This is a genomic window from Paraburkholderia sp. J69-1 (assembly GCF_905220255.1).
GTDB lineage: Bacteria > Pseudomonadota > Gammaproteobacteria > Burkholderiales > Burkholderiaceae > Paraburkholderia.
In genome coordinates this window covers 109,563-131,705 of sequence record NZ_CAJMZG010000024.1, presented here as the reverse complement: position 1 = coordinate 131,705, position 22,143 = coordinate 109,563, and the positions used below count along the sequence as shown (strand labels likewise).

General features: G+C 63.8%; 22 protein-coding genes. 6 read left to right on the top strand and 16 right to left on the bottom strand.

Annotated elements, in window-relative coordinates; translation table 11 throughout:
* The first annotated feature begins 4 nt into the window (after window positions 1-4).
* Complete coding sequence (locus tag U5A67_RS33455; RefSeq protein WP_321817695.1) at window positions 5-763, top strand: Asp/Glu racemase; 759 nt, start codon at window positions 5-7, stop codon at window positions 761-763.
* 91 nt (window positions 764-854) lie between these two features.
* Entirely contained in the window at window positions 855-2,144 is a 1,290-nt protein-coding gene (locus tag U5A67_RS33450) for an MFS transporter (RefSeq protein ID WP_321817694.1), read from the top strand.
* A gap of 52 nt (window positions 2,145-2,196) precedes the next feature.
* Here U5A67_RS33450 and U5A67_RS33445 read toward each other — a convergent pair whose 3' ends face one another.
* From U5A67_RS33445 to U5A67_RS33375, 15 genes are all read right to left on the bottom strand, one after another.
* Entirely contained in the window at window positions 2,197-2,640 is a 444-nt protein-coding gene (locus tag U5A67_RS33445; RefSeq protein ID WP_321817726.1) for a helix-turn-helix domain-containing protein, read from the bottom strand.
* A 257-nt stretch (window positions 2,641-2,897) separates the two neighbouring features.
* Window positions 2,898-4,328 (bottom strand): OprD family outer membrane porin, encoded by a 1,431-nt coding sequence (locus U5A67_RS33440; protein ID WP_321817693.1) that lies wholly within the window; start codon window positions 4,326-4,328, stop codon window positions 2,898-2,900.
* Between the two features lie 171 nt (window positions 4,329-4,499).
* Window positions 4,500-5,852 (bottom strand): FAD-binding oxidoreductase, encoded by a 1,353-nt coding sequence (locus U5A67_RS33435; RefSeq protein ID WP_321817692.1) that lies wholly within the window; start codon window positions 5,850-5,852, stop codon window positions 4,500-4,502.
* Window positions 5,853-5,877: 25 nt separating this feature from the next.
* Window positions 5,878-6,702, bottom strand: a complete 825-nt coding sequence (locus U5A67_RS33430) for an ABC transporter permease (RefSeq protein WP_321817691.1) — start codon at window positions 6,700-6,702, stop codon at window positions 5,878-5,880.
* Entirely contained in the window at window positions 6,699-7,541 is an 843-nt protein-coding gene (locus U5A67_RS33425) for an ABC transporter ATP-binding protein (protein ID WP_321817690.1), read from the bottom strand. Before U5A67_RS33425 ends, U5A67_RS33430 begins: the two co-directional genes overlap by 4 nt.
* Window positions 7,538-8,584, bottom strand: coding sequence for an ABC transporter substrate-binding protein (locus U5A67_RS33420; RefSeq protein ID WP_321817689.1), 1,047 nt, complete (start codon window positions 8,582-8,584; stop codon window positions 7,538-7,540). Before U5A67_RS33420 ends, U5A67_RS33425 begins: the two co-directional genes overlap by 4 nt.
* An 84-nt stretch (window positions 8,585-8,668) precedes the next feature.
* A complete protein-coding gene (locus tag U5A67_RS33415; RefSeq protein WP_321817688.1) occupies window positions 8,669-9,517 on the bottom strand; it encodes a creatininase family protein in 849 nt (282 codons plus the stop codon).
* 46 nt (window positions 9,518-9,563) lie between these two features.
* Complete coding sequence (locus U5A67_RS33410) at window positions 9,564-10,049, bottom strand: RidA family protein (RefSeq protein ID WP_321817687.1); 486 nt, start codon at window positions 10,047-10,049, stop codon at window positions 9,564-9,566.
* Complete coding sequence (locus U5A67_RS33405) at window positions 10,046-11,323, bottom strand: amidohydrolase family protein (protein WP_321817686.1); 1,278 nt, start codon at window positions 11,321-11,323, stop codon at window positions 10,046-10,048. Before U5A67_RS33405 ends, U5A67_RS33410 begins: the two co-directional genes overlap by 4 nt.
* A gap of 5 nt (window positions 11,324-11,328) precedes the next feature.
* A complete protein-coding gene (locus U5A67_RS33400) occupies window positions 11,329-12,321 on the bottom strand; it encodes a PDR/VanB family oxidoreductase (RefSeq protein ID WP_321817685.1) in 993 nt (330 codons plus the stop codon).
* Between the two features lie 214 nt (window positions 12,322-12,535).
* Complete coding sequence (locus tag U5A67_RS33395; RefSeq protein ID WP_321817684.1) at window positions 12,536-13,195, bottom strand: TetR family transcriptional regulator C-terminal domain-containing protein; 660 nt, start codon at window positions 13,193-13,195, stop codon at window positions 12,536-12,538.
* Entirely contained in the window at window positions 13,192-14,001 is an 810-nt protein-coding gene (locus tag U5A67_RS33390; protein ID WP_321817725.1) for an SDR family oxidoreductase, read from the bottom strand. Before U5A67_RS33390 ends, U5A67_RS33395 begins: the two co-directional genes overlap by 4 nt.
* A gap of 373 nt (window positions 14,002-14,374) precedes the next feature.
* Window positions 14,375-16,009, bottom strand: coding sequence for a chaperonin GroEL (groL, locus tag U5A67_RS33385; protein ID WP_321817683.1), 1,635 nt, complete (start codon window positions 16,007-16,009; stop codon window positions 14,375-14,377).
* A 33-nt stretch (window positions 16,010-16,042) separates the two neighbouring features.
* On the bottom strand, window positions 16,043-16,333 hold the full coding sequence (gene groES / locus U5A67_RS33380) for a co-chaperone GroES (RefSeq protein ID WP_321817682.1): 291 nt from the start codon (window positions 16,331-16,333) through the stop codon (window positions 16,043-16,045).
* Window positions 16,334-16,474: 141 nt separating this feature from the next.
* Complete coding sequence (locus U5A67_RS33375; RefSeq protein WP_321959782.1) at window positions 16,475-16,624, bottom strand: hypothetical protein; 150 nt, start codon at window positions 16,622-16,624, stop codon at window positions 16,475-16,477.
* 232 nt (window positions 16,625-16,856) lie between these two features.
* On the opposite strand from U5A67_RS33375, the gene U5A67_RS33370 reads away from it, so the two are divergent.
* Genes U5A67_RS33370 through U5A67_RS33355 form a run of 4 tightly spaced genes read left to right on the top strand, consistent with a single transcriptional unit; the run spans window position 16,857 to window position 21,033 of the window.
* The gene (locus U5A67_RS33370) at window positions 16,857-17,933 is read left to right on the top strand and encodes an LLM class flavin-dependent oxidoreductase (protein WP_321817681.1); all 1,077 of its coding nucleotides are present in this window, start codon (window positions 16,857-16,859) and stop codon (window positions 17,931-17,933) included.
* A gap of 36 nt (window positions 17,934-17,969) precedes the next feature.
* Window positions 17,970-18,809, top strand: coding sequence for a class II aldolase/adducin family protein (locus U5A67_RS33365; RefSeq protein WP_321817680.1), 840 nt, complete (start codon window positions 17,970-17,972; stop codon window positions 18,807-18,809).
* Complete coding sequence (locus U5A67_RS33360; protein ID WP_321817679.1) at window positions 18,809-19,417, top strand: cysteine dioxygenase; 609 nt, start codon at window positions 18,809-18,811, stop codon at window positions 19,415-19,417. Before U5A67_RS33365 ends, U5A67_RS33360 begins: the two co-directional genes overlap by 1 nt.
* Window positions 19,414-21,033: a rhodanese homology domain-containing protein gene (locus U5A67_RS33355; protein ID WP_321817678.1), complete on the top strand. Its 1,620-nt coding sequence runs from the start codon at window positions 19,414-19,416 to the stop codon at window positions 21,031-21,033. The genes U5A67_RS33360 and U5A67_RS33355 overlap by 4 nt, the downstream gene beginning before the upstream one ends.
* Window positions 21,034-21,105: 72 nt before the next feature.
* On the opposite strand, the gene U5A67_RS33350 is transcribed toward U5A67_RS33355, so the two are convergent.
* Window positions 21,106-22,017 (bottom strand): LysR family transcriptional regulator, encoded by a 912-nt coding sequence (locus tag U5A67_RS33350; protein WP_321817677.1) that lies wholly within the window; start codon window positions 22,015-22,017, stop codon window positions 21,106-21,108.
* Window positions 22,018-22,143: the final 126 nt, after the last annotated feature.

Sequence of the window (22,143 nt, the reverse complement as noted above, 5' to 3'; positions counted from 1 at the left end):
GAAAATGAACTACCGCATCGGGCAAATCGTGCCCAGTTCGAACATCACCATGGAAAAGGAAATTCCCGCGATGTTCGCGTCATACATGCAGGATCATCCCGAGCACGCATTCACATTTCACTCCAGCCGCGTACGCATGCACAAGGTGGTGGCCGAAGAGCTGGAAAACATGAATCGCGACATGGGGCGTTGCGCAGTCGAGCTTGCCGACGCGCGCGTCGACGTGCTTAGCACCGCATGCCTGGTCGCCATCATGTGCATGGGTCACGGCTATCATCGCATTGCTGCGCAGGCGCTCCTTGATGCAATAGGCACACAAGGAGCGAAGCCGGAAGTCATGACCTCCGCAGGTGCGCTCGTCGACGAACTCAAGAGCTTCGGCGCGAAGCGCATTGCGCTCATGGCGCCCTATAGCGATGCCCTGACCCGTCGCGTCATCGACTACATCGAAGCAGAAGATATCGAAGTTCAAGATGCCATCAATTTTTCGATCGAGGACAACCTGGACGTGGGGGCGCGCGATCCGCTCAGGCTGATCGACGACGTCAAGCGCCTGAACGTGCGCGGAGTCGACACGGTCGTGCTGTCAGCGTGCGTCCAGATGCCCTCACTGCCGGCACTGCAACAAGCTCAACAGGCGCTGGGCATCCCGGTCGCGTCGACGGCCGCGTGTACGGTTCGGCAGATGCTCAAACGGCTCGGACTCAAACCTCAACTTCAGGGTGCAGGCGCGTATCTCGGTGATCGTCGCGGTCTCGACTGATCCAGTTAGCGACTGAGCACCCAGCGTCCATCATCCAGGCGGCGAGAACGGCCAGAGAGCCACGCCGGCAGAGAGCCTTGAGGAGACATTCATGACCGTAGCACCCATTGCACCGGTAGCGCCTGTCGAACCGGCAGGTTGCAATGAACCCAGCAAGACACAACTCGTCGCGATTGTCGCCGGTGCGGCGATTGGCATGGCAATCGGCTACGCACCGGTATTCAACGCAACCGCGGGTGTCTTCGCTCCCGCGATCCTGCGTGAGTTCCACTGGACACGGGAACAGGCCGCGTTATCGTATGCAGCGTCGATGGGTGGGCTCGCGGCTGCGAGCCCGTTTATCGGGATGCTGATGGACCGCTTCGGCGTGCGGCGTGTCATTCTCACGTCTGCCATCCTGTTCAGCCTCGCCGTCGCTTGCATGAGTCTGCAGCGTGGCGACCCAGGATCCTGGGTCGCACTGTCATTGTTCATCGGTGTGACCGGAGCCGCGACGTCCGTCCTCGGCTACCTCGCGATCCTTCCACAGTGGTTCGACAGACGTCTCGGTCTCGCGACCGGCTGCGCCATGATCGGCCTTGGTATAGGTGCCGCGGCGGCGCCCACAGCGACACAGCATCTGATCGGCGCGCTTCACTGGCGCCACGCCTATCAGGTCATCGCATGCGTGTCGCTTGCCGGTTCACTGCTTGCCTGCCTGCTGATCAGGGAACGCAAGTCGGCGCCTCGCGCCCTCCCGCGTCAGGGTCATTTCGTTGACGGCCTTGCAGGGGGCGCCGCGTTTTCGACGCTCAAGCTTGGCATCATATTCGCCGTCGCCTTTCTCGCATCCAGCGCGACACTTTCTCTCAATCCGCATCTGCCGGCTCTATTGACGGAACGCGGCTTGTCTGCCGAGGAAGCCGCGCATTGCGCGTCGCTCATCGGTATCGGCATCCTTTTGGGCCGTCTTCTTGCAGGTATCCTGATGGACCGGTTTCACGCGCCTTTTGTTGGCTCTGCGTTCTTTCTCGCCGGGGCGGTGGGATACCTGTTGCTCCTGAACGCCGTATCCCTGCAGTCCGCTCTGCTCGCGTGCGCCTGCATCGGCTTGGCAATCGGCGTCGAAGGTGACCTTCTTTCCTATCTCGTTCGCGCCTATCTGGGCATGCGTCGTTTCGGCCTGAACTATGGAATCGCATTCGCCGGCTATGCCTCTGGTGCCGTGATTGGACCACTTCTGGCCGGCCGCTATTTCGACCAGAATGGTAACTACGAGATGCCGCTTCGACTTGCGCCGGCGGTGCTGCTCGTCGCGAGCCTACTCATCGTCTCACTCGGAAAATACCGCGCGTTGCAGTCGGCCGAGTCGGACGCCAGGTTCGTGAACGCCGAAACCTGAAGCGGGATCTTCGAACTGGCAGGCACGGCAAACCGTCCCGGTGCCAAGCGCCCTACTTCATCAGGGCCGCACAATTGCTCTCACCTCGGCATCTGATAGATTTGTTGCGCCGACATTCATCACCCGGAGGCGCAACAGCCCGTTCAAAGCCGACTGAATCATGCGAGCCATCGCAGATTGCACGGTGCAGCCCTTCCTCGATCGACAATTCGGAGTGGCGGATCGCCTCTATGAAGCGGCTGAAAATCGGTTCGGCGTCCAGCTCGATTTCCTCGATAAATTGCTCGAATGGACGATCCTGACAGGCAAGAAGGTTGACCGCAAATGGATCTAGCGGATGTGCAGCATCAGCAAACAAGGCATCGAGCATCGCCAGCTTACCGCGGAAGTGGCCGTATAGTGCGCCTCGTGTAACGCCTGCGCGCCGGGCGATTTCGTCGAGAGTCCCGGCTGCAAATCCCCTCTCGTAGATCACGCATTCGGCCGCATCGAGCAGCCAGCCTCATGGCCTCATCGTTTTCGAGAACCCTGGCGTATCCCCACGTAACAGAGGACAGGTAGCCAGGCGGGTATTCCATTCCTCCACACGACCACCTCGGCTCCCTGAAACGAACGGCGCCCGACGCTGCACCCGTGCCCACTTCGCGCCTTAGCGGTGTTACCTGGAAGGAGTGGGATAGCCGTGAGGCGGCGATAAAGCCGAAACAAAATACGCAGACAATGCCGCCCCACACTAACCTCAAACAAACTTCTTCACCCCCCAAACGCATACTCCAACGTCAAGCGGTTCTGAATGAATCTGGCGGACTTTTCCGGCGAAGACTGCAACGCAATAAAGTCGGCGATACTCAGCCCCTTGAGTTTTCCCGTGAAGTTATAGATCGCGTAGAACAAGTACTCCGACTGATCGAGGCTCACCGCCGTCGCGCTCGACTTCAGGTCCATAAACGAGTAGCGCGCGCCGATGAACCAATGCCCCATTGGCGCACCGTTGATGTCGATTGCGTACGCATTGCCCGCGCCCAAATCCTGCGTACTACTGAGAAATGGCTGCGCGAACAAGGGTCCCGATGAAACGTTGTGCGCATAGGGTGTCACGAGTGCGCCATTCAGATACGAGTCCGCGTGCGGCACGATGCGGTTGTAGCCGAAGCTCAGCGTCAGCGAATTGCGTTTGATACCGAACTGCGCACCCCATACTTCGCTGTTCACGTTGCCGAGCAGATCGCGTCCGTCGCCCGTTTCACGGAAAGCCTGCAGGCCCACGAACGGCCTGATCAGTCCATCGCTGCGAATCACCTGCCCTTCCACGTAAGTCAGCTTCGCGTAGTCCTGATAGGTCTGGAACCAGCCCTGCGCAGTGAGTGTCACGGGCTGGAAAGCCCACTTGTGACCTGCCCCCACGCCCCAGAAGCCATTCGTCTCTTCATTCCCGATCGTCGAGTACGAGTCGAAGTCCGAGTTGTACGTCGTGCGCTTCGTGAACGAATCGGAGATGTACGACTTGAAGCGGAACATCTTGAACGCCTGCACGAAGTCATTGCTGTCGCCGTAGCGCGCAGACACGCCCTGGAACAACTCCGGCGCCATCCGCCAGTCGTATGTCGAAGCGAACGGGACGTCGAGTTGCTGATTGCCGCCCACAATCTTGAAGCCGTGCCCCTCGTACTGCAGATACGCCTCGCCCATCGCCAGCAGATTCGGGCCGAGATAACCGTCGACCTTCGCCGGGTTATCGGAGTGATTGATGCCGCGCTGAATGAAGCCGCTCACACCCGCCGTGAAGCCGTAAAGAGATGCGGTCGTGAAGCCGAGCTTGCCACCGTAACTGATGGTGTCCTGATTGACTCCGGGAGAAAAGAACGCGTTGTGCGTTGAGAAGTAGATGGTGCGGAAATCCCCGGAAAAATGACCCTTGGTGAACGCTTCAAGCAGCGAGGTGGCCTCGTTCGAGCCCGCCAACTGCGCCGCCGACGGCGGCTTCACTTCAGCCTGCGCTTCCGGCACCGTGGGCGTGGTGGCCTGCCCGTGGGTGTCGCCGCCTGCTTTCGCCTTGTCCTGCACGGCGGCCGCGGCGGCCGCGTTGCGCGCGCCCTTCGCTGATGGAGTCGCGGGTTTCGCGGGCGTAGCAGTATCGCCGGGAACGGTTGTGGCGGAAGCCTGGGCACGTGCCTGAGCTGACACCCCCGCGATCGCGACGGCTGTCGTTGTCGTGACTATCCTGCATAGTAGTGCGAATTTATTTGTTGGCGCAGAGATCTTCATGTGATTGAGTAGCGTGTAATGATCTAAGAATGTGGATCAGGGGTCGCTTGCGCGAACGCGGGCGCAGTCAGGACGTGATCAGGACCCGCATCAGGCCCCGATCGTGCGCACCTTGCCGGGGTTGAGCAGATTGCCGGGATCGTAAGCGCGCTTGGCCGCGACGATCCCGACGTCAAGCGAGCCGCCGTGCTTGCCGTCCTCCAGCGTGAAGACGTGTGGATCGTTGATCGTCACGCCGTACGCGCGGTGCAGCGCAATCAGCTCGGCCAGGCGCTCGTCGGTCGTATAACGGATCAACGGCAGGCCAACGCAGACAACGCGCCCTTGCATGTCGCGAATGAACTCCAGGTGACACAGCACCTCGCTGCCCGCCGCACGTTCTATTGCTTCGATCTGTTCGCGCTCTTCGCCATAGGTGTAAGCCGTTTGCAGATAGGTGATCGCCTTGTCGTCGCGCAACGCGTGCAGCGTCGAGTGATTCCAGCAGTACTCGAGCAAGGTGTGCTGGCTGGCGCGCGCCGCGATGCCGTCCTGATGCCACGCGAGCGTGCCGCCGTGCGCGCTCACCAACGCCCGCAGCGGCTCGCGTCCCGAAGGGGCAAGCGCCGCGATGACCGCGTGCGCTTGCGCGTCGAGATGCCCGGCGAGCTTGCTGAAATAGCGCTGCACCTGATTCGAGAACAACGCGACGTTGCGCTTCGCGATGGCGGGCGAATCGGCCAGCGCCTTCGCGCACGAGAACGCGCTCGCGTGATCGGGGAAGCTTAGCAGATACTCGTCCCACTGCTGGACCGGCGCCAGCGCCAGTTCGACCTCCAGCACGATGCCGTTGGTGCCATAGGCATGCGCGAACGCGAGCGCTTCGTGCCCGCGCAATTCAAGCGTACGCGGCTGCGGCTCCACAGTCATGATGCGCACGGCCAGAATGGTGCCGGAAGCAGCCAGCGGTCCATAGTTGATCGAGCCGATTCCGCCGAAGCCGCCGCACAGCAGACCGCCGAGCGTCGCGATGCGAAACGTCGAAGGCATGCAGCGCAGTTCCCAACCGGCGGGCGCGAGTCGTTCTTCAAGCGCCGCGAGGCGGATGCCGGCCTGCGCACGCGCGACGCCGTCCTTCGTCCACAGCAGTTCATCGCAAGAGGTCATGTCGATCACCACGCCGCCTTCGAGCGGCACGGCCTGACCGTAGTTGCCGGTGCCGCCGCCACGCACGGTGAGCGGCACGCCCTCACGGGCGCAAGCGCTCACCACGTCGCGCAGTTCCGCCTCGTTGCGCGGCGTGACGACGGCGTCGGCCACCTTGTCTTCGAGCGCGCGCTTGAGCACCGGGCTGAACCAGTGAAAGTCGCGCGACAGGCGCTTGACGTGCACAGGAGAGACAGTCCAGGCAAGCGTGTCTAGCGTCGAACGTAATGCGTCGACGCGGGTCGAGTATGTTGTCATCGTTTTGTCCATTGAGTGGGCGCGCTCAAGCGGCGCGCTCGGATTCGCTTTCGTGCCAGCGGCCGATCGCGAGTGTCGAGAGCAGCGACATCAACGCGAATAGCGCAATGCCGACAAGGGAGATCAACACGAGCGCCGCAAAAAGACGCGGTATATTCATCTGATAACCGGCCTGCAGGATCTGGTACGCGAGGCCCGTGTTGCTGCCGCCCGTACCCGCCACGAACTCCGCGACGACCGCGCCGATCAGCGCGAGACCGCCGGCAATGCGCAGTGCTCCGAAGAAAAACGGCAGCGCGCAAGGCACGCGCAGACGCAGCAGCACCTGAAGCCGCGACGCGCGTTGCAGCCGGAAATACGCGAGTAGCCCCGGCGAAACGCTGCGCAAGCCGAGCGTGGTGTTCGAGATAATTGGGAACACCGCAACCAGCGTCGAGCAAATCACCAGTGCCAGCGTCGTGTTTTGCGCCCAGATGATGATGAGCGGCGCAATCGCCACGATCGGCGTGACTTGCAGCAGCACCGCGTACGGAAACAGCGCGGTTTCGATCATGCGGCTCTGCACGAACACGAACGCGAGCAGCACGCCCACCACCACCGCCGTGAAAAACGACAGCAGCGTGATCTTGAGCGTGAACAGCAGCGACGCGCCCAGCAGAGCCCAGTCGTGCACGAGCGTCGTGAAGATTTCCAGCGGCGATGGCACGAGATAGCTCGGCACATGGCCCACGACCGATACCGTCTGCCATGCCAGCAGCAATGCTACGGCCAGCAGCGCGGGAATCGCCGCGCGCTGCACGTCCGGCCGCTGCATGAGCGGCATGCGCCGCGCGAGCGTGGATGAACTCATGACTGCCTCTCCTGATCGCCGCTCGCCTGCACGAGCCGGTCATGCAAATGCATCGCGTATTCGCTGAAGCGCGCGGACACGCGAAACGCCGCGGTGCGCGGAAACGGTTCGTCTATCGCCACGTCGTCCACCACGCGCCCCGGGCGCGCGGCCATCACCACGACGCGTTGCGAGAGAAAGACCGCTTCGTGGATCGAATGCGTGACGAACATCACCGTGAGCTTTTCGCGCTGCCACAGTTCGAGCAGGTCGCTGTCGAGGCGATTGCGCGTGATCTCGTCGAGCGCGCCGAACGGTTCGTCCATCAGCAGAAGATTCGGCTTGACCACGAGGCCGCGCGCAATCGACACACGCATCTGCATGCCGCCGGACAATTCGCGCGGCAACGCGTCTTCGAATCCCGCGAGGCCCACTCGCGCAAGCACGTCGCGCACGCGATAGTCGGCTTCCTTACGCGCGACACCCATGAGTTCGAGCGGCAGCCGCACGTTGCGCGCCACGGTGTGCCACGGCATCAGGGTCGCCTCCTGAAACACGTAGGAGAGCGTGCGCGAACTCTGCGCCATCTGCGCGACGGGCTTGCGCCACAACAGCAGGCGCCCGTCGCTCGGCTCGATCAGTCCCGCTACCATCTTCAGCAAGGTGCTCTTGCCGCAACCGGACGGCCCCAGCAGCGTGACGAACTCGCCCTCCTTCACGCGCAGATCGACCGGCCGCAGCGCCTGCGTGCCATTCGGATAGACCTTCTCCGCCGAAAGCGCCTCGACCGCGAACGGGCTCGCCTGCGCCGCAGCGGCGCTCTCGACCAGCGTTGCGCACTCAACTGTCGCGCTACTCATGGCAGCACCGGATGACGCGTGATGAGGCTCGTGGTGTAGAACTGATCAAGCCGCACGGCCTTGCTGTCGATGAGCCCCTGCTTCACGGCCATGTTCCAGCTCGCCTTCAGACGGAGCTCCGTGATCACGCCGATGCCGCCCTTCACCGCGTCGCCACCCATGACGAGCCCGCTCGACTTCAACTGACCGACCGCCCACGTGAGCTGTGCCTCGCTCATGTTCGGGTTCTCCTTGCGGATCAGCGCGTTGCCTGCGGCCGGATTCGACAGATAGTCCTTCCAGCCTTGCATCGAAGCCTGCAGGAAGGCCGCGACCTCGTCCGGATGCTGCGCGATCACGTCGCTGCGGCACGCGATCGCGTTGCCGTATGGCGGATAGCCCGCATCGCTGAGCGCGAACACCTTGAACTTCACGCCCGCCTGCGCGAGCGCGAACGGCTCGGACGTGAGATAGCCCTGTTGCGCGATCTTGTCACTCGACATGAAGGGCTGCAGATTGAAGGTGTAGGGACGCACCTGGTCGTCCTTGAAGCCCAGCGTCGACTTCGCCCACGGCAGCCAGCTCGCGTACGCATTGCTCGACGCCAGCAACGTGCGCGTGCGCAACGCCTTAAGGTCGGGCACATCGTCATGTGCTATCAGCACGGTCGGATCGTGCTGGAACGAAGTCGCGACGAGCTTGACCGGCACGCCGTGCGCCCGCGCGTTCATCGTCGAGATATCGTCGCTGATGATGCATTGCGCGGTATTCGCCGCCAGCAGTTGCACCGCGTTCACTTGCGGGCCGCCCATGCGCAGCGTGACGTCAAGCCCCGCTGACTTGTAGAGGCCCTCGGCTTGCGCCTGATAAAAGCCGCCGTGCTCGGCCTGCGCATACCAGTTCGTGACGAGCGTAAACGGCGTGGCCGCGTGCGCGCCAGTCACACCGGCGGCACCGGCCGCAAGCGCGCACGCGAGGTACGCCGCGTGCAGGCGCAGGCTTCGCCGCAAGGCGGCGCGCGGGTGTCGTGCGGCCTTCCGAAGCCGCTTAGGAAAGTGATTCATGATTGCCCCTCGTTGTAACGGCGCGGCGGCGTGCTCGCGCGGCGCGCCGTACGCCCGCTGTTGCGGTATCCGGTTTCGTTGCGCTCAAGTGCGGCCTTGCACATCGCCGCGAAACTGCTGGCGCGCCCAGGTCTGCGCATCGCGCTCCGGCCAGCGCATCCGGTGCACCTCGCCGATCGCCTTCGCCCAGCTCGTGCTCAGCTGTTCGAGCAGCAGTTCACCCTGCTCGCGCGTCGCGCCGCGCGGATCGCCTATCACGCCACTCGGACCGAAGTCGCGCGCGCACCACGCGGCAGCGGGACGGCCGCTCGATAGCGTCGGGCACGGGAACGGCTCGGGCATGTTGGCGACGGCGCGGTCCATATGAACGGTGTCGGGCGCAAGCGCCATCAGCAGCGCCGATTCGCCGTGGCCCGCATGCATCGACAGCTTGCGTTCCGCGTCGGACATGAAGTGCTCTTCGTGCGGCACGCTCCAGGCTGAGCGCACGATGATCACGAAATCGCCGTGACGCAGGCGCAGTTCGCGCGCAGCCATTTCGAGCGGCTGCGGCTGACCGCCGTGCGCATTCACGATCACGAGCTTGCGAAAGCCGGCGCGATAGACCGATTCGCCAATCTCGATCGTGGTGCCCAGCAACAGTTCGCCGGTCAAGGTAACGGTGCCCGGAAAATGCAGATGCTCGTCGGACTTGCCATAGGTGATCGGCGGCAGCGCATAGGCCGGCACATTGGGATCGACGCGCGCAAGCGCGTGACCCACCACGCCAGCCGCCACGATGCTGTCCACCGCGCAGGGCAGATGCGGGCCGTGCTGCTCGATCGCGCCGGCCGGCAGCACGATCACGGTGTTTTCGCGGTCGGGCAACGCGTCGATATCGTTCCAGGTGAGGTAAGGCAGAAAGCGTTCGGGCGGGGTGTAACCGTGCAGCATGATGAGTGTCCTTGGGGCGTGTTGTGGAGGATGAAGCGGGCAAGCGTCAGCGCTGCGGGAGCCACACGGTGGCTTCCACTTCGATGAGGATGTCGGGCGTGGGCAGCATCGCGCTCACTTCGACGACGGTCGAAGCCGGCGGATCGTCGGGAAAGAACTGCTTGCGCACCTGGTTGTATAGCGGGAAGTGATCGAGATTGCGGAAGTACTGCACGAGCTTGAACACGTCGCACATCTGGCCGCCCGCGCCTTCCACCGTGCGACGAATGCTGTCGAGCACGTACCAGCTCTGCGCCAGCACCGGGCCGAGCTTGATATCGGCGGAGAACTCGCCCGTGCGGCCAATGCGCTGCGCAGCTTCGCTCGGAATGTCGTCGAAGCCCTTCACGATCAGGTTCGCCGCCGGGTTTACGGCGATCACGCCGGACAGGAACAGGAAGTCGCCCGCGCGGCGATACGCGGCGTAGCGCGCGAGCGGCGCCGCGCCTACGGTGACGTGGTTCGCCGGGTAAGTCGTTGCAGTCGGATTCATATAGTGATCCTTAGGATCGTGTCGGTCGACGCGCGCAGCACGCGGCGCGCGGTCAAGGAAGGCCAGGTGTGCACTTCAGCCGTATCGAACACCACGAGGTCGGCGCGGCGACCCACCAGCGTCGGCTGCGAGTCGGGCGCGTCGCCTAGCCAGTCGGCCCGGCAGATCGTGTCGGTCCATTTATCGAACGGGTCGTCGAGTTGCGCGGCGAGGATGCCGGTACGCAGTGCGTCGACGGGATCGAAGGTGCCGAGCGGACAGAACGCGTCCTGCACGTTGTCGCTGCCGACCAGCACCGGAATGCCACGCGCGCGCGCCTCGTGCAGCAGCGAGAGTCCACGCAGGCGCGGCGTGCGGCCTGCGCGCGCATCCTGTAGCAAAAGATTGGTCGCGGGCAGCGCAATCAAGGCCAGCGGCACGCGCGCCATGCGGTCGAGCAGCGCGAAGGCCGCGTCGTCGTCCTGGGCGGCAAGCGCACACGCATGCGAACACACGATGCGCCGCAGCCCGCCCGTCGCTGTGCATTGCGCGGCGCGAGCCGCCACGTGGGCGAGGCCGCATGCGTGAGCATCGAGTTCTTCGTCCACATGCAGATCGAGTGCCAGCGATGCCGTAGCCGCCGCGTCGATCAGATGATCGAGCGAGGCTCGCGCATAGTTGCTGGTGTGGATGAACGCGCCAAGCACGGCGTCATCGCTGGCCGCGATCTGGGACGCGATGGAGCGCGCGGCGGCAGCACTCTGGAACAGCGGCAACGGCACAAGCGCGACACGCTCCAGGCGCATGCGCGTACGCCACGTCTGCGCCAGTTCGCCGAACAGTTGCCATGCACGCGGCGCGCCAGCGTCCCACCAGTCGACATGCGTGCGCAGATGCGTGACACCCGCCGACCACGCCGCCTCCAGCGCGCGATTGGCGCGCTGGAGCAGATCGTCGTCGGTCCAGTTCGCGCGGTCTTCGTGCATTGCGGCGATGGCGGGCAGCAGACCCGGCGCCAGCGCACCAAGGCGCCCGCGCGTGTAGGCCTTGTCGAGATGCGCATGCGCTTCCACGAGCGCGGGCAAAACCAGTGCGCCTTGCAGGTCGATCGACGCGCCGCTCGGGAGCCTTCTGTCTGGCCCGCTTTGCCGATCGGATCGAACCGCGCCGATCACGCCCCCTTCGATTTCGATGGTGGCCAGCGCGGGCGCGCCATCGCGTTGCGGCCAGTCGCGCGGCAGGAGCCAACGCGGCAGACGCGCGCCGGTGATGGTCGTGACGAGAGAGGTCGTCATCGCGGTCACAGTTGCAGCGTGAGCGATGCCGACCGGCAGCCGCCGCAACAGAGCGCTACGTGGTTCTCACGGTCTGCGGCGTCGAGGCAGGCGTCGCCGTGCACCGGCTCGCCTTCGCTGTATTCGACCACACAGCTCCCGCAGATGCCCTGCTCGCACGCGGTTTCCACTTCCACGCCGTGTTCGCGCAATGCGTCGAGCAATGTCTGGCCGCGCTGCAGCGCGATTTGCCGCGCGGTGCGTGCGAGGATCAGTTGTGTTGTCGCCGCTGCCGCTGTTTCCGCAGGCGCGGCCCCGGTGTCGCGCGCGCGTGCTTCGCTATTCGCATCGGCGGTGAAACGCTCTTCGTGCCACTGCGCATCGGACACGTTCGCGCATTGCGTGCGCGCCCAGCGCACGAAGCCAGCCGGCCCGCAGCAATAGACGTGTGTGCCCGACGGCAGAGCACCGCTCAGACTTACGAGATCGACGCTCTGTGCATCGTCGAAATGCAGCGCCACCTGCGCCTGCCACGGCCCCTCGCGCAGTAGACCGGCAAACGGCAGATGCGCCGCGCTGCGGCTGAACTGCGCGAACGTGAACGACGCGCCTTCAGCCGCAAGCCGGTGCGCCATCGCCACCAGCGGTGTCGCTCCGATCCCGCCGCCGATCAGCAGATGATGCATCGCGTGCCCCGCGAGCGCGAACAGGTTGCGCGGCGCGCCGATCGTGAGACGAGCGCCCACGTTGACCGCGTGCAGCGCGCGCGAGCCGCCGCGGCCCTGCGTTTCAAGCTTGACCGCGATGTCGTAATGACCCGTGAACGCGGGATCGCTGCACAGCGAATAAGCGCGCGTGAGACCGGGCGCGACCTCGACCATCACGTGCGCGCCCGGCTCGAAGGCCGGCAGCGGCGTGCCATTGCCCGCGCAAACGCGCAGCAGCCGGATTTCGCCGGTGAGATTCGTGGCCTGCGTGACCACGACGTCGATGGGATGGCGCTGCACGATGCTGGACATGAGCTTTTATTTGACCGAATGGTTTGTTCATTCGGTCAATAAGCAACGGTCATGCCAAGCTGCTTGAGGCCCGGCTCAAGCAGCGCCAGAAAGGCATAGCTACAGGGAAGTTGCGGCGAAAATCGACGTGCGGCGGAGCGTGCGGGCCGCTCTGCGAGAGCGACTCTGGCGCGCACCCGACGGGGGCACCGCGCGCCAGATCAGGGACATCGCCCTATTTTGAAGCAGGCGTTTCGGCGTGCTCGCGGGCAATGCCGCAGCCCGCGAGCACGAAGCCGACGAGTTCTTCGAGCACGTGCTCCTGGGTCTTGCGGGAGCGCAGCGAGGTGTCCAGCATCTTCTCCGCCTGCATCGCGTAGTCGGCGTAATACTGGGTCATCGCCCACATGTGCATGATGAGCAGGCGCGCGTCGAGCGTGCGGATGCGCCCTTGCTTCACCCAGCCCTCGATCATCGCGACCTTGCGGTTCGTGCTGGCAATCGCGTCGGGCCAGAACTGCGCGAGACGATGACCGCCGCTCAGCAGTTCGGTCGTGAAAATACGCGAAAGCTCGGGATTCTTGAACGTGAACTTGAGCTTCTCGCGGATGTATTGCGCGAGGATTTCGGCGGGCTCGTCCGACTCGCCCTCGAATTCGAACAGCCGCGCCCAGCTTGCCATCAGGTCGCCGAGTACTTCGGCGTAGAGCGATTCCTTGTCGGCAATGTAGTAATGGAGCGACGACTTGGTGAGCCCCGCGCGTTCCGCAATCGCCTGGGTCGAAGCGCCCGCGAAACCGTGCTGGCTGAACTCCGAAATGGCCGCGCGGCGAATGGTGTTCATTACTTCGGTGCGGCTCTGGCGCGCTTTGTCCGGCCTCGTGGTCTTAGTCATGTAGTGAACGTGAGCATCACGCAGATGCGGGATCGCACCGCCATTGATTGGGCGTCTATTGTAGCTGGCAAGCGCCGACCCTCTGGTAGCGGGCCGGATTTACGCGCGCCCGTACCCTCACAACGACGGTTCCGCGAGTTCAGCGTCTGGCCATTTTCCACTTTTATGATCTGCCCTGTCATCGATTCTGCCTTAAGCAGCATCAACGCCGTTTCGGCAATGTCCTGCGGAGTGGAGACCCGTTGCAAGGCCAGACTTCCCGCTAACATTCGCATTTTTTCCTCATTCCCTGCCCACCATCTTGTTGCGACTGCGCCGGGCGTCACGCAATTGACCCGGATCGCTGGAGCCAGCGCACGCGCGAGTGATCTGGTGAGTCCGTGAACGGCTGATTTGGATACCGCGTACGGCAGTGAAGACCCACAACCGGTTTCGCCGGCTATGCTGCCAATGTTGACGATGGCACTGCCGGGACGCCTTCTGAGGTAAGGTGCAGCGGCCCGACAGCAATGAAACGTCCCTTTCACATTGACTGCGATGAGCGCGTCCCAAATGTCGCTGGAAATGGCATCCATATCCTCAAAGCGAAGCTGTCGGGTAGTGCCGGCATTGTTGATCAGATAGTCAATCCCATCAAAAGCGTCAGCAACAGCGAGTGTCATCGCTTGCACGTCAGATTCTTCTGCGACATCCGCTTTCAGCGCGATGGCCCGGCCACCGCTCCCGGAAATCGATTCCCTGGTCGCCAGCGCCTCGTGTTCGCTTTGTGAAGAGATAATCGCCACGGCCGCGCCTCGATTTGCCAGCGCTACGCCGTCGACACACAGTACCAGGGCGTTGGTCGGTGGACTGGACCCCGAGCGCCGATTCGATCATTCAGAAGGTGGCCCGGCTATGCAAAGTTATTTCTGGGACGGAACACTAGTTTTCACTGACTTTGCTGCGTTAGCAATTCCGCCTGTTCCGATTTCGCTCAAGCACAACCGACGCCCCTTGAATCCCATCTGAGTCAGCGCATCGAGGGCAAACCTCGAGCGTTCATCACCTCGACGACCTCGCACATTTCCACGGCAACATGGAGATAGATCGGCGTGGGGCCGTTACCAGCGCACGCGCTAGACCTCGGCGACACCGGTCAACCGAGGCGTGCGCCGCGTTCTGCTACCGCTGCGGCAGCGCTCAGAATCCAAGCTCCGGGCCGCCGGGTCCGCCAACTGGCGCGCCCTGGGCCGCGGCCTTCGGCGGCTCATAGACCGTCGCATCGGTCGTCAGCAGCAACCCTGCTACCGAAGCCGCATTCTGCAGGGCCGTGCGCGTCACCTTGGTCGGATCTAGCACGCCCTTTTCCACCAGGTCGCCGTATTGCCCCGTCGCCGCGTCGTAGCCGAAGTTACCCGCTCCTTCCGAGACCTTTGCTGCCACCACGCTCGCCTCTTCGCCCGCATTGGTCACGATCTGGCGCAGCGGTTCTTCCAGTGCGCGTAGCACGATCTTCACGCCGGCCGTCTGGTCTGCGTTGGCGCCCTTCAGATCGAGAATCGCCTGGCGCACGCGGATCAGCGCGACGCCGCCGCCCGGCACAATGCCCTCTTCCACAGCCGCGCGCGTTGCGTGCAACGCATCGTCGACGCGATCTTTCTTCTCCTTTACCTCGATTTCGGTCGCTCCGCCCACCTTGATGACGGCCACGCCGCCAGCCAGCTTGGCTACGCGCTCCTGCAACTTTTCGCGGTCGTAATCGGAGGTCGCTTCCTCGATCTGCAGACGAATCTGCTTCACGCGCGCCTGGATGGCGACTGCCTCCCCAGCACCGTCGATCACTGTGGTGTTCTCTTTGCCCACTTCAATACGCTTGGCCTGGCCCAGTTCTGCGAGCGTGGCCTTTTCGAGCGTGAGGCCGGTTTCTTCGGCGATAACCTGTCCGCCCGTGAGAATCGCAATATCTTCGAGCAGCGCCTTGCGGCGATCACCAAAGCCCGGCGCCTTCACCGCCACTGTCTTGAGCACGCCGCGAATATTGTTGACGACGAGTGTCGCAAGCGCCTCGCCCTCGATATCCTCTGCGATCAAAAGCAGCGGACGCCCCGCCTTGGCCACCTGCTCCAGCACCGGCAGCAGATCGCGGATATTCGAGATCTTCTTGTCGAACAGCAGGATGAACGGATTGTCGAGTTCTGCAATCTGCTTGTCCTGATTGTTGATGAAGTACGGCGATAGATAGCCGCGGTCGAACTGCAGCCCTTCCACGACGTCGAGTTCGTCGGCGAGCGACTTGCCGTCTTCAACGGTGATCACGCCTTCCTTGCCCACGCGATCGATCGCCTCAGCAATACGCTGGCCGATCGATTCTTCGCCATTTGCGGAGATGGTCGCGACCTGGGCGATTTCCTTGCTCGTGGTGGTGGGTTTGCTGATCTTTTTCAGTTCCTCGATGGCGATCGTGACCGCCTTGTCAATGCCGCGCTTCAGATCAAGCGGATTCAAACCTGCCGCCACATATTTCTGTCCCTCGCGCACGATCGCCTGAGCGAGTACCGTTGCGGTGGTCGTTCCGTCACCAGCGGCGTCGCTGGTTTTCGAGGCCACTTCCTTGACGATCTGCGCGCCGATGTTTTGCAGCTTGTCGGCAAGCTCCACTTCCTTCGCCACCGACACGCCGTCCTTAGTCACAACAGGCGCGCCGAAGCTACGCTCGAGCACGACGTTGCGGCCCTTGGGACCGAGCGTGACTTTGACGGCGTCGGCGAGAATATTCACACCTTCGATCAGTTTCGTGCGGGCGATATCGCCAAATACAATGTCTTTGGATGCCATGATGGTTTTCTCTTTCAGGCGTTCAAGCGGGATTTATTGATTCACGACAGCGACGATATCCTCTTCGCGCAGCACCAGCAGTTCGTTGCCATCGACTTTCACGGTCTGGCCAGCATATTTTCCGAACAGCACGCGGTCGCCGATATTCAGGTCGGTGGCGATGCGGCGGCCATCGTTGTCGCGGCGGCCCGGCCCCACGGCGATCACTTCGCCCTGGTCCGGTTTTTCAGCGGCGCTATCGGGAATCACGATTCCCGATGCGGTGCGGGTCTCCTGGTCGAGGCGTTTGACGATCACGCGATCGTGCAATGGGCGCAGGCTCATGGCGTCTTCCTTGGCATATTGGGTAATGACTGGCACTCGCCTCATGCAAGTGCTGATGAAAAGCCGAGTATAGAAAGATGTTTCTGTGTGCTCCAATAACGGATTGGCACAACGATATGATCGAACTTATGGCATTCGATATCAGTGTTCCGAGCTGATTTCGCCGCTTATGTCCGACTTGATATTCGAGACCCAGGCGGCAGCGCGGCGGCGGATACGCTGGACATTGGCACGTCGTCGGGCAGACGGCAGATCGCGGCGCTGTCTGGCATCCAGCCAGCGGGCGGCCATTCACGCGTCCGGAGAGGATCGGTCGCGCTCGCAAGCATGTCTGGATGCCCGGCAAATCGCCCCCACCACATCACGCGACGTCATCACGATCGAATTGACAATAACGCAGATACGCCGCGATCCTGCCCGCCACATGATGCCAATAAGGAATATTTATATTCAATCAATATTTAAAGTTCGCATGAACAAATGCTAGGCTGCGCCCCATAGCGATCTATTAACAGGAGCCATCATGAGCATCGAATTCATCGGGATGATCCAGCAGCGCAAGGTGTCGGAGACCCACCAGGCGACGGGCCCCGCCATCGACATCGATTACGTTCGCGATTTCGCCCAGACGCACGAACGCGCGGGTTTCGATCGCATCCTGGTGCCGCATAGCTCGAGCAGCCCCGATGCCGCGCTCACGATCGCGTACGCCGCAAGCGTCACCTCGCGCGTACATTTCATGCTCGCGCATCGTCCCGGTTTCGTGGCCCCCACGCTGGCCGCGCGTCAGCTAGCCACGCTCGATCACTTTTCCGGTGGCCGCCTGGCGGTGCATTTCATCTCAGGCGGCAGCGATGTAGACCAGCGCCGCGACGGCGATTTCCTGAGCCACGACGAACGCTACGCGCGCACCGACGAATACCTCCAGGTGCTCAAGCGCGTCTGGACCGAAGACAAGCCATTCGACCACGAAGGCCGCTTTTATCGCTTCGAGCAGGCGTTCTCGGAAGTCAAGCCGCGGCAGCAGCCGCATGTGCCGATCTATTTCGGCGGTGCATCGCCGGCGGCGCTCCCGGTTGCCGGCAAGCATGCCGACGTGTACGCGCTGTGGGGCGAATCGAAACAGGGCGTGGCCGACCTGATCGCCCGCGTGCGCGCCGAAGCCGCGAAACACGGCCGCGAGTTGCGATTCTCCGTCTCGTTCCGGCCGATCCTCGCCGATACCGAAAAAGCCGCGTGGGAGCGCGCGGAGCACATCCTCAACGAGACGCGCCGCCTGCGCGCGGCCCAAGGTCTCGTCAAGGGCGGCCCGCTCGAAAGCGAAGGGGCGCGTCGCCTGCTGGGCGCAGCCGGTGACGGCGTGCGTGCGGACGACCGTTTGTGGACCGCGGTGGCGAAGGAGATCGGCGGCCGATCGAATTCGACCGCGCTGGTGGGTACGCCGGAACAGGTCGCACAGACGCTTGCCGAATATCATGCGATTGGTGTCACCACGTTCCTGATTCGCGGTTTCGATCCGCTGGAAGATGCAGTCGACTACGGCCGCATGCTGATTCCCGCCACGCGCGAACTCACTGGCGACGTGCGAGCCGCCGCCTGAACGCTGCAAAAAACGCCCCCGAAAACAAGGAACGACATGAGCGCGATCCTCACCCATTCCCGCAGCAATCAAGCCAGCGACGCCGCACCGGCGGACTTCCGGCACGCCCCTATCCGCAAGTTCTGGTTCGACGACGACGCAGAACCCGCGCGCACGGTCGCCGAAGAACGGCGTCATCGCCAGGCTCGCCTGGCCGGCGCGTTCCGGCTGTTCGCGCGCTTCGGCTTCGATCAGGGTTTGGCGGGCCACATCACGGCGCGCGACCCCGAATGGCACGATCACTTCTGGGTCAACCCGCTCGGCCTGCATTTCGGCCGCATCCGCGTGTCCGATCTGCTGCTGGTGAACCGCCACGGCGAGATCGTCGTGGGCGAAGGCCCCGTAAATCAGGCTGCTTTCGCGATCCACGCGGCGATTCACGAAGCGCGTCCCGATGTTGTTGCCGCCGCGCACACGCATTCGCTTTACGGCAAGGCGTGGTCTACGCTAGGCCGCACGCTCGATCCGCTCACCCAGGATGCCTGCTCGTTCTACGAGGATCATGCGCTGTTCGACGACTTTCGCGGCGTGGTGCTGGACACCGACGAAGGCGCTCGCATTGCGCATGCGCTCGGCAAGCGCAAGGCGGTCATTCTGAAGAACCACGGCATCCTCACAGCGGGGCCAAGTGTCGAAGCCGCGGCATGGTGGTACATCGCGCTGGACAACGCCTGCCATGCGCAACTGCTGGCCGAAGCTGCTGGCAAGCCCCAGCCCATCGAGCATCCCACCGCCACGCTCACGCATGACCAGGTGGGCCGACCGGGCAGCGCGCGCCATGCATTTGACAGCCTTTACGCAGGCCTCGTCGAGCGCGAACGGGAGTTGCTCGACTGATGGCGCTCCACAAACTGCGCCGCTTCGTCGGCACCATTGCGGAACTGGTCGATCGGCCGTCGCGCGGATTTTCGCAGGAATCCGAACTGATTGCGCGCGGCCTCGATGCACTGCGCGAACTCGTAAGCGAGGACGACTGGCTGCCCGACGCCTACGCCGTGCCCTCGCGCGAGCGCTATCAGCAATATCTGCTGCACGCCGACGCGCGCCAGCGCTTCTCCGTAGTCAGTTTCGTCTGGGGGCCGGGGCAACAGACGCCGGTGCACGATCATACGGTCTGGGGCCTCATTGGCGTACTGCGCGGCGCGGAATATGCCCAGCCTTATGTGCGCGGCGCCGACGGCGTGCTGCACCCACACGGCCCCGAAACGCGCCTCGGACGTGGCGCGGTGGAAGCGGTCTCGCCCACCATCGGCGACATCCATCGTGTGCGCAACGCGTACGACGACCAGGTGTCGATCAGCGTCCACGTCTATGGCGGCAACATCGGCGCGATCCAGCGCTCGACCTACCCCGCCAATGGCGCGCCGAAGCCCTTTATTTCCGGCTATTCGAACGACGTCCTCCCGAATCTCTGGGATCTCAGCAAGGAATCCATCGCCTCATGAAGTCATTTCCCACGCGCTCGTATCAGGACGTGCGCGACGCCCTGCTCGCCCGCCGCGAAATCGCCCTGCTCGACGTACGCGAAGAAGATACGCACGCGCAAAGCCATCCGCTGTTCGCGGCCAATCTGCCGCTCGCGAAGATCGAACTCGATGCCTGGACGAAGCTGCCGCGCCGCGATGTGCCCATCGTGCTGCTCGACGACGGCGAAGGTTTTGCCGCGCGCGCGGCGCTCAAATTCGATGCACTCGGCTATACCGACGTCGCGTTGCTCGGAGGCGGCCTGGCGGGCTGGGTTCGCGCGGGCGGCGAAGTGTTCCGCGACGTCAATGTGCCAAGCAAGGCCTTCGGCGAATACGTCGAAGCCGAGCGCCACACGCCATCACTGAGCGCCGAGGAAGTGCAGGCGCTGCTGACGGGCGACGCGCCCGTGGTCGTGCTCGACGCGCGTCGTTTCGACGAATATCAGACCATGAACATTCCCGGCAGCGTCAGCGTTCCGGGGGCGGAGCTGGCATTGCGCGCCCGCGCGCTCGCGCCAGACCCGGCTACGCGCGTGATCGTCAACTGCGCGGGCCGCACGCGCAGCATCATCGGCACGCAGTCGCTCGTCAATGCGGGGTTGCCGAATCCGGTGGCGGCGCTGCGTAATGGCACGATCGGCTGGACGCTCGCCGGGCAGACGCTGGAGCATGGCGCGGCGCGCCAGTTCGACGCCGAAGCCGGCCGCGATCCGGCCACGCTCGCACAGTCACGCGAAGCGGCGCGCGCGCTCGCCGATCGCGCGGGCGTGCGGCGCACCACCCTCGACGAGGCCGCGCGCTGGGCCGCCGAACAGGCGAAGGCCGCCACGCGCACCACTTATCGCTTCGATGTTCGCACGCCCGCCGAGTACGAGCGCGCGCATCCGCCCGGTTTTCAGGGCGCGCAGGGTGGGCAACTGGTGCAGGAAACGGAGATGTTCGCGCCGGTGCGAGGCGCGCGTGTGGTGCTGTTCGATGACGATGGCGTGCGTGCCAACATGACGGCGTCGTGGCTTGCGCAGATGAATATCGAAGTCTATGTGGTCGATTCGGCGAATACCGATGCGCTCAGCGAAACAGGCCCGTGGCGTGCACCCAAACCATCGCCGCAAACCATCGCCTCAATCACGCCCGAAGCGCTCGCCGCACGCCTCGAGCAGCCCGATCACGGCACCGTGGTACTCGATTTCACGTCGAGCGCAAATCATGTGAAGGCGCATATCCCCGGCGCGTGGTGGACGTTGCGCTCGCATCTCGCGCCGGGCTTCGACGATCTGCGCGCGCTGCCGGATGCGAAGCGCTACGTGGCGGTCTGCATGACGAACGCGCTCGCACCGTTTGCCGCGCCCGAAATCGCCGCGCTCACCGGCAAGCCAGTCGAAGTGCTCGACGGCGGCACCGCCGCTTGGCAGCGCGCCGGCTTGCCCGTCGAAAGCGGCGACGCGCAACTTGCCTCGCCGCGCATCGACCGCTACCGGCGTCCCTACGAGGGCACCGACAATGCGCGTGAAGCGATGAATGCCTACCTCGAATGGGAGTTCGGCCTCGTCGAGCAACTTGGCCGCGACGGCACGCACGGCTTTTTCACGGTCTGAACGCCGAAGCGCCAATGCGCCAATTTGCCAAAGCGTGAAAGCGGCCAGGCCTCGCGCGCGGCGTGCCTGGAATCAGGCCGCGCGCGCGACGCGGACCGCCTTGAAACTACCCGCCACGCTCTGCGCCAGCACCGCGAGCGCCGACTCCATCTTGCCGATGGCGCGCGAGCGCACCACCCACACGGCGATTTCCGGCTTGAAGTCGCTGACCTGCACGACGTCGAGCGATTCGGCCCAGGCGCTGGACGCCACCAGCGGCTGGGGCACCAGTCCGAGCCCCACGCCGTCGGCCACCAGCCCCAATTGCAGTTCGGTGCCGAGCGTTTCGAGGTTGAGCTTGAGCGAGTGCCCTTGCGCCGCAAGCGCATGTTGCAGGCCCGCGCGAAAACCGCAACCATCCGGGTTGAGCACCCAGCCGTGCGCCTGGCATTCCGCCAGCGTATGCGCGCGCCGCTTGAGCAGCCCCTTCTTCGCCACAACCGCCAGCTTGAGCGAACCGAGCGATTCGCCCGCCAGTGTTTCCGGCAACGTGCGATTGGCCGCCAGCAGCGCTACGGCGGCATCGAGTTCGCCGTCTTCTACCTTTTGCAGCAGTGGCGCGCCCCAACCGGTGCTCACGCGCGCCTGCAGTTCGGGATGCGCCTCGCGCAGCACGTGTAGCGCGTCGAGCATCGCGATGTCGGCGACCGTCTGCGCGACACCCAGGCGCAGCACGCCCGCCAGCGGCGCGCCGTCGTTGACCAGCTGACGCAGCGCGTCCATCTCGCGCAGGATCGCGCGGCACTGGTCGTACACGGCGCGGCCCATCGGCGTGGTGCGCAGCGGCTTGGTGTTGCGGTCGAGCAGTTCGACGCCCAGCGCTTCCTCGAAATTCTGGATGCGCCGCGTGACGGCCGGCTGCGTGAGGTCGAGCCCCGCCGCGGCCTGGCTCAGCGACGCGCTGCGCACCACGGCGACAAAGGCTTCGATTTCGTCGAGTTTCATGTGTGTTGTTCTGGCTGCAAGCCTGAATGAGCCTGGTTGGATCCGCGCGGCGCAGCATGGCACGACACGGCATGACACGGCGCGCACGGCAAACGAGTGTCCAGCTTAGCGCCTTTACGACGCTTC

Excerpts from the sequence above, each read along its gene's own strand:
- U5A67_RS33365 (WP_321817680.1), top strand. The coding sequence starts at position 17,970 with ATGAGCGCGATCCTCACCCATTCCCGCAGCAATCAAGCCAGCGACGCC.
- U5A67_RS33400 (WP_321817685.1), bottom strand. The coding sequence starts at position 12,321 with ATGTCCAGCATCGTGCAGCGCCATCCCATCGACGTCGTGGTCACGCAG.
- U5A67_RS33455 (WP_321817695.1), top strand. The coding sequence starts at position 5 with ATGAACTACCGCATCGGGCAAATCGTGCCCAGTTCGAACATCACCATG.
- U5A67_RS33425 (WP_321817690.1), bottom strand. The coding sequence starts at position 7,541 with ATGAGTAGCGCGACAGTTGAGTGCGCAACGCTGGTCGAGAGCGCCGCT.
- U5A67_RS33375 (WP_321959782.1), bottom strand. The coding sequence starts at position 16,624 with ATGGCCGCCCGCTGGCTGGATGCCAGACAGCGCCGCGATCTGCCGTCT.
- U5A67_RS33395 (WP_321817684.1), bottom strand. The coding sequence starts at position 13,195 with ATGACTAAGACCACGAGGCCGGACAAAGCGCGCCAGAGCCGCACCGAA.
- U5A67_RS33410 (WP_321817687.1), bottom strand. The coding sequence starts at position 10,049 with ATGAATCCGACTGCAACGACTTACCCGGCGAACCACGTCACCGTAGGC.
- U5A67_RS33420 (WP_321817689.1), bottom strand. The coding sequence starts at position 8,584 with ATGAATCACTTTCCTAAGCGGCTTCGGAAGGCCGCACGACACCCGCGC.
- U5A67_RS33355 (WP_321817678.1), top strand. The coding sequence starts at position 19,414 with ATGAAGTCATTTCCCACGCGCTCGTATCAGGACGTGCGCGACGCCCTG.
- U5A67_RS33435 (WP_321817692.1), bottom strand. The coding sequence starts at position 5,852 with ATGACAACATACTCGACCCGCGTCGACGCATTACGTTCGACGCTAGAC.
- U5A67_RS33450 (WP_321817694.1), top strand. The coding sequence starts at position 855 with ATGACCGTAGCACCCATTGCACCGGTAGCGCCTGTCGAACCGGCAGGT.
- U5A67_RS33360 (WP_321817679.1), top strand. The coding sequence starts at position 18,809 with ATGGCGCTCCACAAACTGCGCCGCTTCGTCGGCACCATTGCGGAACTG.
- U5A67_RS33415 (WP_321817688.1), bottom strand. The coding sequence starts at position 9,517 with ATGCTGCACGGTTACACCCCGCCCGAACGCTTTCTGCCTTACCTCACC.
- U5A67_RS33405 (WP_321817686.1), bottom strand. The coding sequence starts at position 11,323 with ATGACGACCTCTCTCGTCACGACCATCACCGGCGCGCGTCTGCCGCGT.
- U5A67_RS33370 (WP_321817681.1), top strand. The coding sequence starts at position 16,857 with ATGAGCATCGAATTCATCGGGATGATCCAGCAGCGCAAGGTGTCGGAG.
- U5A67_RS33350 (WP_321817677.1), bottom strand. The coding sequence starts at position 22,017 with ATGAAACTCGACGAAATCGAAGCCTTTGTCGCCGTGGTGCGCAGCGCG.
- groES (WP_321817682.1), bottom strand. The coding sequence starts at position 16,333 with ATGAGCCTGCGCCCATTGCACGATCGCGTGATCGTCAAACGCCTCGAC.
- groL (WP_321817683.1), bottom strand. The coding sequence starts at position 16,009 with ATGGCATCCAAAGACATTGTATTTGGCGATATCGCCCGCACGAAACTG.
- U5A67_RS33430 (WP_321817691.1), bottom strand. The coding sequence starts at position 6,702 with ATGAGTTCATCCACGCTCGCGCGGCGCATGCCGCTCATGCAGCGGCCG.